14 protein-coding genes and 3 tRNA genes are annotated in these 15,233 nt (G+C 58.4%); 11 read left to right on the plus strand and 6 right to left on the minus strand.

What is annotated here, in order from left to right:
- Nucleotides 1-60: 60 nt before the first annotated feature.
- Both Z945_RS0114160 and Z945_RS0114165 read right to left on the minus strand, forming a co-directional pair.
- Nucleotides 61-336 (minus strand): NfeD family protein, encoded by a 276-nt coding sequence (locus tag Z945_RS0114160; protein WP_025052762.1) that lies wholly within the window; start codon nt 334-336, stop codon nt 61-63.
- The gene (locus Z945_RS0114165; RefSeq protein ID WP_025052763.1) at nt 336-1,229 is read right to left on the minus strand and encodes an SPFH domain-containing protein; all 894 of its coding nucleotides are present in this window, start codon (nt 1,227-1,229) and stop codon (nt 336-338) included. Before Z945_RS0114165 ends, Z945_RS0114160 begins: the two co-directional genes overlap by 1 nt.
- Nucleotides 1,230-1,341: 112 nt before the next feature.
- Between Z945_RS0114165 and tgt the strand changes: the two genes are divergently transcribed.
- From tgt to lon, 3 genes are all read left to right on the plus strand, one after another.
- Nucleotides 1,342-2,469 carry a tRNA guanosine(34) transglycosylase Tgt gene (tgt, locus tag Z945_RS0114170; protein ID WP_025052764.1) on the plus strand — a complete coding sequence of 376 codons (1,128 nt, stop codon included), beginning with the start codon at nt 1,342-1,344 and terminating at the stop codon, nt 2,467-2,469.
- 268 nt (nt 2,470-2,737) lie between these two features.
- Entirely contained in the window at nt 2,738-3,823 is a 1,086-nt protein-coding gene (locus Z945_RS0114175) for an alkene reductase (RefSeq protein WP_025052765.1), read from the plus strand.
- A gap of 232 nt (nt 3,824-4,055) precedes the next feature.
- Entirely contained in the window at nt 4,056-6,467 is a 2,412-nt protein-coding gene (gene lon, locus Z945_RS0114180) for an endopeptidase La (RefSeq protein WP_025052766.1), read from the plus strand.
- A gap of 24 nt (nt 6,468-6,491) precedes the next feature.
- Here the strand turns inward: lon and Z945_RS20530 are convergent, their stop codons facing one another.
- Nucleotides 6,492-6,761 carry a hypothetical protein gene (locus Z945_RS20530; RefSeq protein ID WP_152541133.1) on the minus strand — a complete coding sequence of 90 codons (270 nt, stop codon included), beginning with the start codon at nt 6,759-6,761 and terminating at the stop codon, nt 6,492-6,494.
- Between Z945_RS20530 and Z945_RS0114190 the strand changes: the two genes are divergently transcribed.
- From Z945_RS0114190 to Z945_RS19730, 6 genes are all read left to right on the plus strand, one after another.
- Entirely contained in the window at nt 6,754-7,155 is a 402-nt protein-coding gene (locus Z945_RS0114190) for an HU family DNA-binding protein (RefSeq protein ID WP_081781035.1), read from the plus strand. The two genes, Z945_RS20530 and Z945_RS0114190, sit on opposite strands and share 8 nt — an antisense overlap.
- 70 nt (nt 7,156-7,225) lie before the next feature.
- Nucleotides 7,226-7,300, plus strand: a tRNA-Val gene (locus Z945_RS0114195).
- Nucleotides 7,301-7,459: 159 nt separating this feature from the next.
- Entirely contained in the window at nt 7,460-8,032 is a 573-nt protein-coding gene (locus tag Z945_RS0114200) for a histidine phosphatase family protein (protein WP_025052769.1), read from the plus strand.
- Between the two features lie 36 nt (nt 8,033-8,068).
- Nucleotides 8,069-8,144: transfer RNA gene (locus Z945_RS0114205), tRNA-Val, on the plus strand.
- A 284-nt stretch (nt 8,145-8,428) separates the two neighbouring features.
- A tRNA-Asp gene (locus Z945_RS0114210) sits at nt 8,429-8,505 on the plus strand.
- Between the two features lie 292 nt (nt 8,506-8,797).
- Nucleotides 8,798-9,748, plus strand: a complete 951-nt coding sequence (locus Z945_RS19730) for a DMT family transporter (RefSeq protein ID WP_037971087.1) — start codon at nt 8,798-8,800, stop codon at nt 9,746-9,748.
- On the opposite strand, the gene Z945_RS19735 is transcribed toward Z945_RS19730, so the two are convergent.
- The 3 genes from Z945_RS19735 to Z945_RS0114230 are packed head-to-tail and all read right to left on the minus strand — an operon-like array spanning nt 9,745 to nt 12,342.
- Nucleotides 9,745-10,479 (minus strand): gamma-glutamylcyclotransferase, encoded by a 735-nt coding sequence (locus Z945_RS19735; RefSeq protein ID WP_037971088.1) that lies wholly within the window; start codon nt 10,477-10,479, stop codon nt 9,745-9,747. The two genes, Z945_RS19730 and Z945_RS19735, sit on opposite strands and share 4 nt — an antisense overlap.
- A gap of 53 nt (nt 10,480-10,532) precedes the next feature.
- Nucleotides 10,533-10,949: a VOC family protein gene (locus Z945_RS0114225; protein WP_025052770.1), complete on the minus strand. Its 417-nt coding sequence runs from the start codon at nt 10,947-10,949 to the stop codon at nt 10,533-10,535.
- A gap of 22 nt (nt 10,950-10,971) precedes the next feature.
- A complete protein-coding gene (locus tag Z945_RS0114230; protein ID WP_025052771.1) occupies nt 10,972-12,342 on the minus strand; it encodes a M20/M25/M40 family metallo-hydrolase in 1,371 nt (456 codons plus the stop codon).
- Nucleotides 12,343-12,607: 265 nt separating this feature from the next.
- Here Z945_RS0114230 and hemA point away from each other — a divergent pair, with 265 nt between their 5' ends.
- Both hemA and Z945_RS0114240 read left to right on the plus strand, forming a co-directional pair.
- On the plus strand, nt 12,608-13,831 hold the full coding sequence (gene hemA, locus Z945_RS0114235) for a 5-aminolevulinate synthase (protein ID WP_025052772.1): 1,224 nt from the start codon (nt 12,608-12,610) through the stop codon (nt 13,829-13,831).
- Between the two features lie 120 nt (nt 13,832-13,951).
- The gene (locus Z945_RS0114240) at nt 13,952-15,205 is read left to right on the plus strand and encodes a helix-turn-helix domain-containing protein (RefSeq protein ID WP_025052773.1); all 1,254 of its coding nucleotides are present in this window, start codon (nt 13,952-13,954) and stop codon (nt 15,203-15,205) included.
- The last annotated feature ends 28 nt before the right edge of the window (nt 15,206-15,233 follow it).

Here is a 15,233-nt window from a genome sequence, read left to right on the forward strand (position 1 = left end):
ATCAGGGGCACCCAGCAACCTCAACAGGGTGATGGTATTATGGGCGGCTGGGACGGGCGATCAGTTTTCGTTGATGTCCCGTGTGACGATCCGCGCCCCGCTGGACTGGTTGCGAAAGGCCACCCTCAGGGCAACCCACGCCACCAAGGACAGGATCGCAAAAAGCGCAAGCAAGGCGGGCACATTGGTGAAGGCGATGATCGAGACAACCGCCGCGATGGCCAAGGCACCGATGGCAAAGCCCAGAAAGATGAAACCGGGGGCCAGCAATTCTACGACCCCCAGCACCAAGGCGATGCTGATCCAGACCCACCAAAGCGTGAGATACCCCGCCATTACGATTGGCCCTTCAACAGCTTGAACGCATCACCAAAAGCGGCCAGCGCCTCTGCAGGAACAATCACGGTCTGGTTGCCATCGCCGCTGCTCATGGCCCCCAAGGCTTCGACCTGTTTCAAGGCGATCTGGTATTGCGCGGCTTCGAGCCCGTTTTCGTTGATCGCCGTGGCCACGACCTGCGTGGCGTATGCTTCGGCATCGGCCAGCACACGGCGCGCCTTGGCAGTCTGCTCGGATGCGTAAAGCTCTGCATCGGCGGCCAGCTCAACCGCACGCTTGGAGCCTTCGGCCTCTGTCACCTGCGCGCGGCGGGCGCGTTCGGCATTCAACTGCTGCATCATCGCGGCACGAGTGGCGGCATCAAGGTTCACATCCAAGATTTCGGCGCGGGTTACTTCGATGCCCCAGTTGTCCACGGCGTCTTCCACGGTAGCTTTGATAGTGGTGATCAGCGCATTGCGGTTGGCCTGCACCTCGTCCAGATCCATCTTGCCGATTTCGGCGCGCACGATGCCCGCGACGGTGGTCGAGATGGCGCTGTCTACATCGCGAATGCGGTAGACTGTCTTTTCCGGTTCGGTGATGCGATAGAACACCGATGTGTCTACCTGCGTCAGCACGTTATCGCGGGTGATGGCGTCCTGGGATGCGGTGGGCAGCTGCCGTTCAAGGATCGAGATCTTGTGCGCGATGCGGTCTATGAAAGGCACAATCAGGTTGATCCCCGGCCCAAGCACGGAGCGGAGCCTGCCAAAGCGTTCGACCACATGCTGTTCGGACTGCGGCACGATCTTGACCGCTTTGACAATCAGGATCACCACCAGCACGGCCAAAATCAGCCAAGCAAGGTTGTTTTCCAGAATGCCGATAATCAGCGCTTCGATATCCACAATCACTATCCTTTGAAATCTTTATACCCCTACATCTGGGCCTTATCGCCTGCGATTGCAAGTTTTCCTGCGGTGGTTTAGGCCCATGCGGACCGAGTGACAGGAGCCTTAGATGTCCCGTATTACCTTTGAAAAACATGGCCAGGACGGCGCGGCCCGGACAGGGGTGATCCACACCACACGCGGCGACATCCAGACACCTGCCTTCATGCCTGTTGGCACGGCCGCCACGGTCAAGGCAATGCTGCCCGAAAGCGTCAAGGCGACGGGGGCGGACATTCTGCTTGGCAACACCTATCACCTGATGCTGCGCCCGACTGCAGAGCGGATTGCGCGGCTGGGTGGATTGCACAAGTTCATGAACTGGGAGGGTCCGATCCTTACCGACTCTGGCGGGTTTCAGGTGATGAGCCTTGCCGATCTGCGCAAGCTGACCGAACGCGGTGTGACGTTCAAAAGCCATATCGACGGCTCGAAGCACGAGATTACGCCGGAACGCTCGATGGAGATACAGGCCTTGCTGGAGTCTGATATTGTTATGTGCTTCGATGAATGCCCTGCCTTGCCCGCAGATCGCGACCGCATTGCCACCAGCATGGAGCTGTCAATGCGGTGGGCGAAACGGTCCAAAGAGGCCTTTGGCGACCGCCCCGGTCACGCGCTGTTCGGCATTCAGCAGGGTGGGCTTGAGCAAGACCTGCGCGGCCAATCGGCAGAGGCGCTGCGCGAGATCGGCTTTGATGGCTATGCGGTCGGTGGTCTGGCTGTGGGCGAGGGGCAGGAGGCGATGTTCGGTTGTCTTGACTACGCCGCAGGTCAATTGCCCGAAGACAAGCCGCGCTATCTGATGGGCGTTGGCAAACCTGATGACATCGTGGGTGCCGTGAAACGCGGCATCGACATGATGGATTGCGTGCTGCCCTCCCGTTCCGGCCGCACGGGGCAGGTGTTCACCCGGCGCGGTGTGCTGAATATCAAGAATGCCCGCCATCAGGACGACCCGCGCCCTTTGGATGAAAACTGCGGCTGTCCGGCCTGCACTAGCTATTCGCGGGCCTATCTGCACCATGTGTTCCGCAGCCAGGAAATGATCTCGGGGATGTTATTGACCTGGCACAATCTGCGGTATTTTCAGGATATCATGGCCGGAATGCGGGTTGCGATTGCGTCAGGAACATTCGCGGCGTGGGAAGCGGATTTCCATGCCGGCCGTGCAGAGGGCGATATAGAGCCGATCTAATCTCGGCATATTTCCCGATCTCAGCGGATGCATCGCAAAAAAAGAACGTAGACAACAGTCGACGCCGTTAGCGCTGGATCAAGCGGCGCATTTCGGCCGCGGGTTCAGAACAATCATCCTGATCATACGCAAGAATTGGGCCAAAGCGGGGCTAGGTGCGGGCAGTGAAGGACAGCTTTTGTGGCGTGACCATAGGGCAGGGGGCTTGCTCAAAGCGCAGTGCCGCTTAGGTGAGCGGTAACACTTTAGTAATACAGTAAGGCAAGACATGACCGAAACACTCTTTACCCCCGTTTCCTTTGGCGCAATCACTGCGGCCAACCGCTTGGCGATGGCGCCGCTGACGCGCAACCGTGCAGATAACGACACCGGCGAAGTCAGCGAGATGCACGTTGACTATTACCGTCAGCGTGCGGGCGCGGGGCTGATCATCACCGAAGCCGCGCAAATCAGCGCTGAAGCCAAAGGCTATCTGCAAACGCCGGGTATTCATACCGAAGGGCAGGTCGCCGCATGGCGCAAGGTGACCGATGCGGTGCATGATGCGGGTGGCAAAATCGTCATACAGCTGTGGCATGTGGGGCGTATCAGTCACACGTCCTTGCTGCCGGACGGTCAGGCTCCGGTCGCGCCTTCCGCGATCAACGCCGGGGTCAAAACCTTTACGGCCAACGGGTTTGAGGAAACCTCGGACCCCCGTGCTCTGGATGCGGACGAATTGCCCCGCGTTGTGCAGGACTATGTCCATGCTGCCGAAATGGCGATCAAGGCCGGGTTCGACGGCGTCGAAGTGCATGCTGCAAATGGCTACCTGATCGACCAGTTCCTAAAAACCGGCAGCAACACGCGGACCGATGCCTACGGCGGCAGTGTCGAGAACCGTGCACGCCTGCTGATGGAGGTGATGGAAGCAGTGACCGCGGCCATCGGCGGCGCACGCACCGGCATCCGCTTGTCGCCCTTCTCTCCAGCAAACGGCATCAGTGATGCGAACCCACAAGAGACATTCGAGCATGTCATCAAAGGGTTGAACAAGTTCGATCTGGCGTATTTGCACATGGTCGAGGGATCCACTGGCGGCAGTCGCGATCTGGCCGAGGGCGAAAGCATCGACGGGCTGCGTGCCCTTTTCGACGGCATCTATATGGCTAACAACGGGTATGACCGCGACATGGCTTTACAAGCTACAGAAAGCGGCCACGCCGAGATGATCGCCATCGGCAGACCCTTCATCGCAAACCCCGATCTGGTCGAACGTTACAAGCAAAACGCCGAGTTGAACGAAGGTGACAAGAGCACCTATTACGGCGGGGGACGTAAAGGGCTGACGGATTATCCGACGCTGAAAGGTTAAGACCACGTCGGGAATATACAATGATCCCGCGTGCGCCCTATTGTCGTTTTTTCATTCAAAGGCGAAGAAAAGTCTGGTTGCCTCTGACTGAAGGTCAAGCGATGATAGGGCAACTCCCGGTTACAAGGGATTGAAACATAGGGGTTGGGTGCACATATCCACCCCTGAACAGGAGACGGCATTGGCTGCCTAATAGGGGCCGGAACTGTCTTGCTAACTTAAGGAATTGAGCATGTTAGAGCCTTTGAACGCGTCTTATCCGGTGTTGCCGTTGCGCGATATTGTGGTGTTTCCACATATGATCGTCCCGCTTTTTGTGGGTCGCGAGAAGTCTGTTCGCGCTTTGGAAGAGGTGATGGCGGACGACAAACAGATCCTTTTGTCCAGCCAGATCGACCCCGGCGAAGATGATCCAGCCGCAGATGGTATCTTTAAGGCCGGTGTGTTGGCCAATGTCCTGCAACTGCTTAAGCTGCCCGATGGTACTGTCAAAGTGCTTGTCGAAGGTCAGGCGCGTGTGCGGATCACCGAATACCTCGAGAATGATAACTTCTTTGAAGCGCGTGCCGAATATCTGACCGAGATGCCCGGCGACGCGGCCACGACCGAAGCGCTTCTGCGCTCTGTCGGTGATGAATTCGAACGCTATGCCAAAGTGAAAAAGAACGTGCCCGACGAGGCGCTGACAGCTGTTGGCGAGACAACCGAAGCTGCGCGGCTGGCCGATCTGGTCGCTGGGCACCTTGGCATTGAGGTCGAGCAGAAGCAGGATCTGCTTGAGACACTGAGCGTGTCCGAGCGGCTTGAAAAGGTCTACGGTCTGATGCAGGGCGAGATGTCTGTTCTGCAGGTCGAGAAAAAGATCAAGACCCGCGTGAAGTCGCAGATGGAGCGGACCCAGCGCGAATATTATCTGAACGAACAGATGAAAGCCATCCAGCAAGAGCTGGGCGATGGCGAAGACGGCAAGAACGAAGTTGCCGAACTTGAAGAGAAAATCGCCGCGACCAAGCTGAGCAAGGAAGCCCGCGAGAAAGCCGATGCGGAGCTGAAGAAGCTCAAGAATATGAGCCCGATGTCAGCTGAAGCGACCGTGGTACGCAACTATCTGGACTGGATGCTATCGATCCCGTGGGGCGTCAAATCGCGCACCAAAAAAAACCTCGGCAAAGCTCAGGAAGTGCTCGATAACGATCATTACGGTCTTGAGAAAGTCAAAGAGCGGATCGTCGAATATCTCGCGGTGCAGCAGCGTTCGAGCAAGCTGAAAGGCCCGATCATGTGCTTGGTTGGCCCTCCAGGTGTGGGTAAAACCTCGCTGGGTAAATCTGTGGCCAAGGCAACGGGGCGCGAGTTCATCCGCATCTCGCTGGGTGGCGTGCGTGATGAAAGCGAAATTCGCGGTCACCGCCGGACCTATATCGGCTCCATGCCCGGTAAGATCATTCAGGCACTCAAGAAAGCGAAGACAACAAATCCGCTGATCTTGTTGGATGAAATCGACAAGATGGGTCAGGATTTCCGGGGCGACCCAGCGTCTGCAATGCTCGAAGTGCTAGACCCGGAACAGAACTCCACCTTTGTGGATCACTATTTGGAGGTTGAATATGACCTCTCGAACGTGATGTTCCTGACCACCTCGAACAGCTACAACATGCCTGGCCCGCTCTTGGACCGGATGGAGATCATCCCGCTGTCCGGCTACACCGAGGACGAAAAGCTGGAGATCGCCAAGCAGCATCTGGTGGCCAAGCAGGTCAAGAACCACGGTCTGAAAGCCAAGGAATTCTCGATTGAGGACTCGGCTATTCAGGGCATGATCCGCTACTACACACGCGAAGCCGGGGTTCGGAACCTTGAGCGCGAAATCGCCAAGGTGGCGCGGAAGTCGCTGACCAAGATCGTCAAGAAAGAAGCCGATAGCGTGACCGTGACTGGCGACAACCTTGATGAATTCCTCGGCGTGCGCAAGCACCGCTACGGTTTGGCGGAACAGGAGCATCAAATCGGTGTTGTGACCGGCTTGGCTTATACGTCGGTCGGGGGCGAATTGCTTCACATTGAAGCGCTGCGTCTGCCTGGTAAGGGACGGATGAAGACCACCGGTACCTTGGGCGATGTAATGAAAGAAAGCATCGACGCGGCAAGTTCTTATGTCCGGTCGATCAGCCCGAAGATCGGGGTGAAGCCGCCAAAATTCGACACGCTGGATATCCACGTCCACGTGCCCGATGGCGCGACGCCCAAAGATGGTCCTTCGGCTGGCCTCGCGATGGTCACGTCCATTGTGTCTGTGCTGACGCAGATCCCCGTGCGCAAAGATATCGCCATGACGGGTGAAGTATCTCTGCGCGGGAACGCCATGCCCATCGGCGGATTGAAGGAGAAGCTTTTGGCCGCGCTGCGCGGGGGTATCACAACTGTGTTGATCCCTGAGGACAACGTCAAAGACCTGCCGGATATTCCCGACAACGTCAAAGATGGCCTGACCATTATTCCGGTGAAGCATGTCTCTGAGGTGTTGGAACACGCCCTGGTGTCAAAGCCTGAGCCGATCGAGTGGGACCAGGAGGCCGAAGATGCTGCAGCTGCGGCCGCGCTCGCGTCCAAAGGATCGGGTGGAGACAGCGCCACAGCGCATTAAGCCTCTTCCACCGGCTATCAATACTCAAACGCCCCGTTCCTCGAACGGGGCGTTTTCTGTTTGGCGCATCGCAATCTGAAAAGGAGCGGTGCGTTGCCGGCAGCACGGCCCAATCCCCAAACTGGAAGCAAAGCTGGATATTTTAAGCCCTTTGCCGTAAACTGTTTCCAGGCAGGAAATAATAACAAGAGAGACTCTCGTGAGCACGTCAACTTCGAAATCTACGAAAACCACCGCGAAATCAGGCACCGCACCGAAATCCAAAAAATTAAGCGAAGCCAGCAGCGTGTCCAAGGCGACCACCGCCAAAAAGCCTGCCGCGCCTACCGCCGCGCCTTCGGTTCCGGTGGCGAAACGGGTGGAGCCCACAGTGGTCGACGCGCCGCAGCCCGTGATCGTAGGGCCCATGTTGCGCAAGAAAGAGCTTGTTGATCTGGTCGTGGCCCGCGCCGGAATGAAGAAGAAAGATGTCAAACCAGTGGTCGAATCCGTTCTGGCGGTGCTGGGTGAAGCCTTGCATGACAATCGTGAACTGAACCTGCAACCGCTGGGCCGCATCAAAGTGCGCCGCGAAAAGCAACTGGCAAACGGGCGCATGGTGGTAGCCAAGATCCGTCAGCCTTTGGCAGCCGATCCAACTGCTGCGACGGATGCACCTGCCGCGAAACCTCTCAAACCGACCAGCTGAACCCCTTTGACCACGGAAATATGCAGCCCCTCTTGCACGGGGCTGCAACTGGCGTTAATCGGTGCGCCAAGGGTGATTAGCTCAGTGGTAGAGCGCTTCGTTCACATCGAAGATGTCAGGAGTTCAAATCTCTTATCACCCACCATTCCCAATGGTACCGGCGCGGGTTTCCCCTGCTAAATGGCCCATTAAAACCTTGCGGTCATGGTAAATTCGGGTGCATCCCGCAATTTATTAGCGTGTTCAACAAATGCCCCCATGGCAGTAAGATGCGGATAGCCGCGCCGAGACTGGAACACGCCTTATGACTGCTTTCCCACCCTGTTATATTCTGCGCCACGGCGAAACAGAATGGAATGCCTCGGGGCGTCTGCAAGGTCGGTTCGATTCGCCGCTGACCCCCAAAGGCATGGCTCAGGCCCGACAACAGCGCTTGATCCTCGGGCAGTGCGACCTGGGCGGGTTCTTGGCCATCAGCAGCCCCCAGGGTCGCGCCTTTGAGACAGCCAAGATTGCTGTGAACGGGCTGATTGCTCCTATCACCACGGACAAAGTGCTTAGCGAAATCGGGTTGGGGGAGTGGGCCGGGAAGACCCGCGCTGATGTCATCGCGCAAAGTGGCGCGTCAGACGGATTCGCTTTGTACGATTTGGCACCGGGCGGGGAGGGATTTACCGCTTTGCACACCCGTTGCCTGGAATTTCTGCGCCGTCTCAACAAACCCTCTGTCATTGTCACACATGGTATCACTTCGCGCATGCTGCGCCTGATTCTGACGGGACAGCCCGCGGGTGCCGTACGCACAATCGGAGGCGGGCAGGGTGTGGTGTTCTATCTTTCTGAAGGCAAGCAGCAAAGGCTCACTTTAGGGGCTTGATGCCCGGCGCAACCTTGATTATGACACCGCCACGGCGGGTCGTTAGCTCAGTTGGTAGAGCGCTTCGTTTACACCGAAGATGTCGGGAGTTCGAGCCTCTCACGACCCACCATTCTCCACCGTTACGCGCGAAGCATCAGGCACCTCTGTCCGGTGTCGCTTGCTGTTCGACTAAAGAATCTTACTCCATAATTTCTTACGCGTGTTGGCGCAGCTCTGCGGCCTGCGAAAAACCACGCCGGACCATGTTCGCACGGCGATTTCCGGACTTCGCAGCAAGAAAATTGGAGCGCGGCAAACTTTTCGACATTTCTGACAGGTTTCCGTCTTGACGCCTCCGCGTCCCACCCATATGACGTCCAAACGCTTCGAGGGTAACTGAGAAGCTTGCAGCGGGCGGTTGTAGCTCAGTTGGTTAGAGTGCCGGCCTGTCACGCCGGAGGTCGCGGGTTCGAGCCCCGTCAACCGCGCCACCGCTGTCTGAAAAGGCCACCTTCGGGTGGTCTTTTTTCGTTTCAGGGGTTGGAGTTAGGACGTTCACGAAGCCAGCCGCGATTCGGAGTGCACAAGCGTCTTGGTGGGCCGCGAAGGCAAAATTTCGCCCGCTGCCGAGAAGCCTTGGGTGACCGTACAGACAGCAGCGGGAAGCGAGCATCGTACAGCGCCAACACTGCTTTCTGAAGCGCTAAGGGCAGGTATCATGCCCGCCCACCTCCTGCGCAATTCCGGCCTTACAGCGTCGCGCAGCCTCGTGTACGAGAAAGCATGAGCGCCGCATCCCTTAACACCACCCGCCTGGGGATATTCTGCATGCTGGCGGGGATGTTTTTTATCTCGCTCAATGACATGCTGATCAAATCCCTGTCGGGGAATTATCCGCTGCACCAGCTTGTGGGGTTGCGGTCGGGCATCGGGATCCTGATCGCACTCGCGATTCTGCAATATGAAGGCGGGCTCAAGCTGTTACGCACAGGAAAGCCACTTCTGCACATCGCGCGGGGGCTGCTGATCGTTTTCGCCAACTCAGCCATCTATGCGGCCATTGTGGTGATGCCGTTGGCCACGGCAAATGCGCTCTATTTCGTGGCCCCTTTATTTGTGACGCTGCTGTCGATTCCGATTCTGGGGGAACAGGTTGGCCCCCGACGGTTCATCGCCATCGGCGTGGGCTTTGTCGGTGTGCTGTTGATGATGGTGCCCGAGTTGAACGGCAGCGGGGGCGGCGGTTACGGCTGGCTGGTTGTGCTGCCTGTGCTGGCCGCCGCAGGCTATGCGATGATGTCCGTCCTGACCCGCAAACTGGGTGCCACAAGCCGCGCGTCGGCGCTGGCGATCCACATGCAGGTCGCTTTCATTTCTGTTTCGCTACTGATGTATCTGGTTGCGGGCGACGGGCGGTTCGTGGATGCCGACACCTCCGCCTCTGCGCGGTTTCTGCTACGGGCCTGGGTCTGGCCAGAGGTGGGCGATTGGTGGCCTATAGCGGGTCTGGGTGTGTTGTCTGGCTTTGTCGGGTACCTGATGTCTCAGGCCTACCGGCTCAGCAGCGCATCGGTCGTGGCCCCGTTCGAATATACGCTGCTGATCTATGCGCTGTTCTGGGGCTGGACGGTCTTTGGCGAATGGCCGCAGACCATCGTGTTGGTCGGCGCTGTGGTGGTCATCGGCTCAGGCATTTTTGTGTTCCTGCGCGAAGGTCAGATACGCAAGGTTTAATCCGTTGCCGCGATCATCCGCGCGCGTGCGTGCAAGGCCTGCATCGCCTCGTCCACGATGCCGAGGTCGGCAAGGTTGTGTATCAGCGAATCGAGATAGGCAAAGTTGGTGCCGAGCGTGCCTTCCGCAGTGCCGATCATTTCGGCAGATACATCCAACGGTAAGTCAGGCGTGTAGCGGCGGTTGGTGGGATCAATGACAAAAACCAGCGCCTCGACCGGGCCTTGCGGTGTGGCGACCTGCATGAATTCGGGCCGGTATGTGCCCGCAAACATCTCGCGCCGCCACATGTATTGGGTTTCTTCATCAACTACCGGTGCGGCAATCCGAAACGCCAGTCCAGCGCAACTGCCACCCTGATCCAGCGCCGCCATCAATCCCGGACACTCATGCGTACCGCGCCCGCTTTCCAGCCGCATGCAAAAGCTGCGGTGCCAGCCGGGCAGGGTGGCATAGCGGTACTCTTCGACGGTGACCGCAGGGTCCCAAATCAGGGAGCCATAGGCAAAGACCCACAGATCGCTATCCATCCGTCCGGCCAGAACCTTCTGGCGGTTTTCCTCGCGGGCATCGTGGTCCATGCGCCAGCCGTCAGGCCAGCCTTCGGCCAAGGCTCGCTGGTCCAGTTCATCGAAACGGTCATAGCCAAAACGCATCTCGGAGGCATCAGGCGGCGTGAGCCTGTCACGCAAGGTAGGGGTGTGGCGGAAAACGTGATCGGGAAAGGGCATGCTATAATGGTGTCGCAGTTTGCGGGCCTTGGCCAGCGGGTTTTCAAAGATCGTCAGTCATCGCGTCCGGGATCAGCCGGGTTGTAGGAGCAGAGCGCGATTTTGTTGCCCTGCGGATCGCGCAAGTAGCCAACAAAGAACTGTGGCCCGTAGTCCGCGCGAAACCCCGGCGCGCCCTCGTCGCTGCCGCCTGCAGCAAGGGCCGCAGCGTGCAGGCGGCGCACCTGGGATTGGTTTTGCGCTTCAAAGGCGACCATCGCCCCGTTCCCGGCGGATGCGGGCTGTCCGTTGAAGGTCGGTTTGACATAGAAGTCCGGCAGCACCGGTACCGTACCTTCAGGCACCGGCAACACAAAGCTTAGCCCCTCCCGCCCCTCGCGCAGCCCGTAGCCAAGGGCGGGCAGGAAGGCCGTGTAGAACTGTTTAGCCAGTGCCAAATCATCGGCACCGACGGTCACATAGGGGATCATCGCTGTGGTCCGGTGCCGCGCTTCATATCAGGGCATCCAGCACCCGCGCCCAGGACCGGATGCCTTTGTGAAAGCTCTCCATATCGTATTTCTCGTTCGGAGAATGCAGTGCATCGTCGTCCTTGCCAAAGCCGATCAACATGGGTTCCGTGCCTAGTACCTGCTGGAAATGCCCCGCAATCGGAATCGAGCCGCCGCAGCCGACATAGGCCGCCGGGATCTGCCATTCGTCTGACAATGCCTTGCGTGCCGCTTCGAACATCGGGTCGGAAAAATCCGCAGCGGAGGCCTGTGATGCACCGTGAGGCGTGAAGTCGACCTCGCAATCAGGGGGCAGCATCTCTTTCACCATCGCGCGAAAGTTCTCGCGAATTGCCAGTGGATCCTGCGTGCCGACAAGGCGGAAGCTGATCTTTGCGCTGGCTTTTGAAGGCAGCACGGTTTTGAACCCGTCGCCCGTGTAGCCGCCCCAGATGCCGTTGACTTCGCAGGTCGGGCGCGACCAGATCATCTCGATCGGGGTGCGGTCCTGCTCGCCCGCAGGCGTGCTGAGGCCCACATCGCTTAGAAACTGCTGGTGGTCGAAAGCCAGCCCTTGCCATTGCGCTTCGATCTCGTCGGACAGTTCGGGTACGCCATCATAGAAACCGGGGACCGTGATGCGGCCTGTGTCGTCGTGCAGCGCGGCAATCACCTTGGACAAGACGCGCACCGGGTTCATCGCGATACCGCCATACATGCCAGAATGCAGGTCTTTGTCAGGCGCTGTGATGGTCAGTTCCTCGCCCAGCAGACCGCGCAGCATGGTCACGATAGCGGGCGTTTTGGATTCAAACAAACCGGTGTCGCAGATCAGCGCGATATCGGTTTTCAACTCTTCGGCGTTCTCTTTCATAAAGGGCACCAGCGAAGGCGAACCTGATTCCTCTTCTCCTTCCAGAAAGAAGGTGATTCGGCAGGGCCATTCCCCTTTGACCGCCTTCCATGCGCGCAGGGCCTCGATAAAGGTCATCAACTGGCCCTTGTCGTCCGACGATCCGCGCCCGCGGATCACTGTACCTTTGGGCGTTTCCTCGACCTGCGGATCAAACGGGTCGTTGTCCCAAAGCTCAAGCGGATCGACAGGCTGCACATCGTAGTGGCCGTAGAACAACAGATGGGGCCCGCTGTCGCCCAGATGACCGACCACCATCGGGTGCCCAGGGGTGGGGCGCTTGGACACATCGACCCCAAGTGCGGCCAGATCAGCGACCAGCCAGTCGGCGGCGCGGTCACAATCCGCCTTATAGGCCGGATCGGTTGAGATGGACGGGATGCGCAGCAGATCCAGCAGCCGTTCCGTGGCGGCAGGCAGATCGGCATCGATACGGGCAAGAACATCGTCGAGGGACATGTGGGGGTCTCCATTCCTATGATTTCGCCGGACCGTATCAGCCAGCGGGGCAGTGTCCAGAGCGGTCCGCCTCGCAAAGAGGGGCCCGGCCGAGGTTGCCGAAAGGAAACAACTTTCCCGCAATATACTCTATTTGGATCATCACTGCGACAAGTCGCAGCGGCCTATGACATTGAAGCTCCGAATGAGTTTCTATATTCATTCTAAGAACAGAATTATCCGGGGTACCTTATGACTGCCCCGCCGCCGCTGATCGGAGACGCGCATGGACTATACAGAAAAGCTGGATCAGGCGATTGCGCGCTTGCACAACGAAGGCCGCTACCGGACCTTTATCGACATTGAGCGGCGCAATGGCCAGTTTCCCCACGCGGTCTGGACCAAGCCTGACGGGACGGAGCAGGACATCACCGTTTGGTGCGGCAACGACTATCTGGGTATGGGGCAAAACCCTGTTGTGCTCACCGCGATGAAAGAGGCGCTGGAGGCCACCGGTGCCGGTTCGGGCGGAACGCGCAACATTTCCGGCACCACCGTTTATCATAAGCGGTTGGAAGAGGAGCTTTCCGATCTGCATGGCAAGGAAGCGGCGTTGCTGTTTACGTCTGCCTATATTGCGAACGATGCCACGTTATCGACGCTGCCAAAGCTGTTTCCTGGCCTCATCATCTATTCCGACGCCCTGAACCATGCGTCGATGATCGAGGGCGTGCGCCGTAATGGCGGCGCCAAGCGCATCTTCCGCCATAATGATGTGGAGCATCTGCGCGAGCTGATGGCGGCGGATGATCCTGACGCGCCCAAGTTAATTGCCTTTGAATCGATCTATTCGATGGATGGCGACTTTGGCCCGATTGAGGCGATCTGCGATTTGGCTGACGAATTCGGGGCGCTGACCTATATCGACGAAGTCCACGCCGTGGGCATGTACGGCCCGCGCGGGGCAGGGGTTGCAGAACGCGACGGGCTGATGGACCGGCTTGATATCATCAATGGGACGCTGGCCAAAGCATATGGTGTGATGGGCGGCTACATCGCGGCCTCGGCGAAGATGTGCGACGCCATCAGATCCTACGCGCCGGGCTTCATCTTCACCACGTCACTGCCGCCCGCTGTTGCCGCAGGTGCGGCAGCCTCGGTGGCGTTTCTCAAGACAGCTCCCCAGTTGCGCGACAAGCATCAGCAGCAAGCGAAAATCCTGAAGATGCGCCTGAAAGGGATGGGTCTGCCGATCATCGACCATGGGTCACATATTGTGCCTGTGATCGTCGGAAACCCGGTCCACACCAAGATGTTGTCGGACATGCTCCTAGAAGATCATGGCATTTATGTCCAACCCATTAATTTCCCCACTGTGCCACGCGGCACCGAACGCCTGCGCTTTACGCCCTCTCCGGTCCATGAATTTCGTGAATTGGACGCTTTGGTCAAAGCAATGGACGGTCTGTGGTCACATTGTGCGCTGAATCGCGCCGAAGAGGCGGGATAGTCAGGTAAAATTCGTAATTCCCGTTGCACTGTGCTAGCGTAAACGAAAGAAAAGGCCAGAACCGAATCGAACTTTGATTTAGGTAACTGGTTACAGGCACGTTAATAACGGGGCGATGGGATGATCGGGCGTTGGGCCTCTAAGGCGAAAGAATTAGACGTGTCAGAACCGAAAGGTTTTGATGCTTTCGACCTTCGTTTAGGCGATGTTATGCGGGGCGAACGTGCCACTTTGGGCAAATCGTTGCTCGACGTGCAGCGAGAATTACGGATCAAAGCCTCTTATATCGCGGCGATCGAAAATGCAGATCCCGATGCTTTTGATACCCCCGGCTTTATCGCAGGATACGTACGATCCTATGCACGCTATCTGGGCATGGACCCGGACAAGGCGTTCGCGACCTTCTGTACAGAATCCGGTTTCGAAGTTGCGCATGGTATGTCCGCGCAGGCTTCCGTGGTCAAAAAGCCTGCCTTTGAAGACCGCAAGAAACGCCCGTCCGAAGCCGATCTGTTTGCCCGTCCGAACACGCCTTTCACGCCTGCTGGTGACAGCTTTCTCAGCCGGATCGAACCGGGTGCTGTCGGGTCCATGCTGGTGCTCGTTACACTGATCGGTGCCATCGGCTTTGGCGGCTATACCGTTTTGCAAGAAGTGCAGCGCGTTCAGGTTGCGCCGGTCGATCAAACCCCGGTTGTCCTGTCCGATCTGGACCCTGTTGAAGGTGCCTTGGGTACTGCGGGTGAAACCGACACTGCTTCCGCCGCACCGCGTGCCATAGAAGCCCCACGGGTCGAGGCGTTGGACCGGCTTTATCGCCCGCAAGCGCTGGACGTGCCGGTGATGGTCGCACGCGACGCGCCAATCGCCACCATTGATCCCCGCGCCTTTGGCAACTTTGCCTCCCCTGATCCGGTGTCAGCCGCACCGGCGGTGGTGACAACGGCGGCCTTGTCCGACACAGATATGCTGCCTGGCATGCCGCAGGTGGTTGAAACCGCGGCTGCTGGTGTCCGTATGGTTGCGGCTTACCCGTCATGGGTCCGTGTCCGTGCCGCTGATGGTACCGTGATTTTTGAAGGCGTGATGGACAAAGGTGACACATGGGATGTGCCCGCCACCGAAGAGCCACCCACGCTGCGCACCGGCGAATCCGGCGCGCTCTATTTCGCGATGGGCACGGGATGTTACGGGCCGGTTGGCGCACGCGGTAGCATCACATCGAACCTGCCGCTGAACCAGCAAGCCTTGGCAGAGCTGTATACACCGGTCGATCCGACCGCTGACCAGTCCCTCAGCCGGATGTTTGCCGATCTGTCCAGCACCGATATCGACCCTGCTGTGCTGGCTGCGATCCCCTGTCAGACAAACTAGACAGCCTTGCGAAAAGGCCGTCGGAACA

This window comes from Sulfitobacter noctilucae, assembly GCF_000622365.1.
GTDB lineage: Bacteria > Pseudomonadota > Alphaproteobacteria > Rhodobacterales > Rhodobacteraceae > Sulfitobacter > Sulfitobacter noctilucae.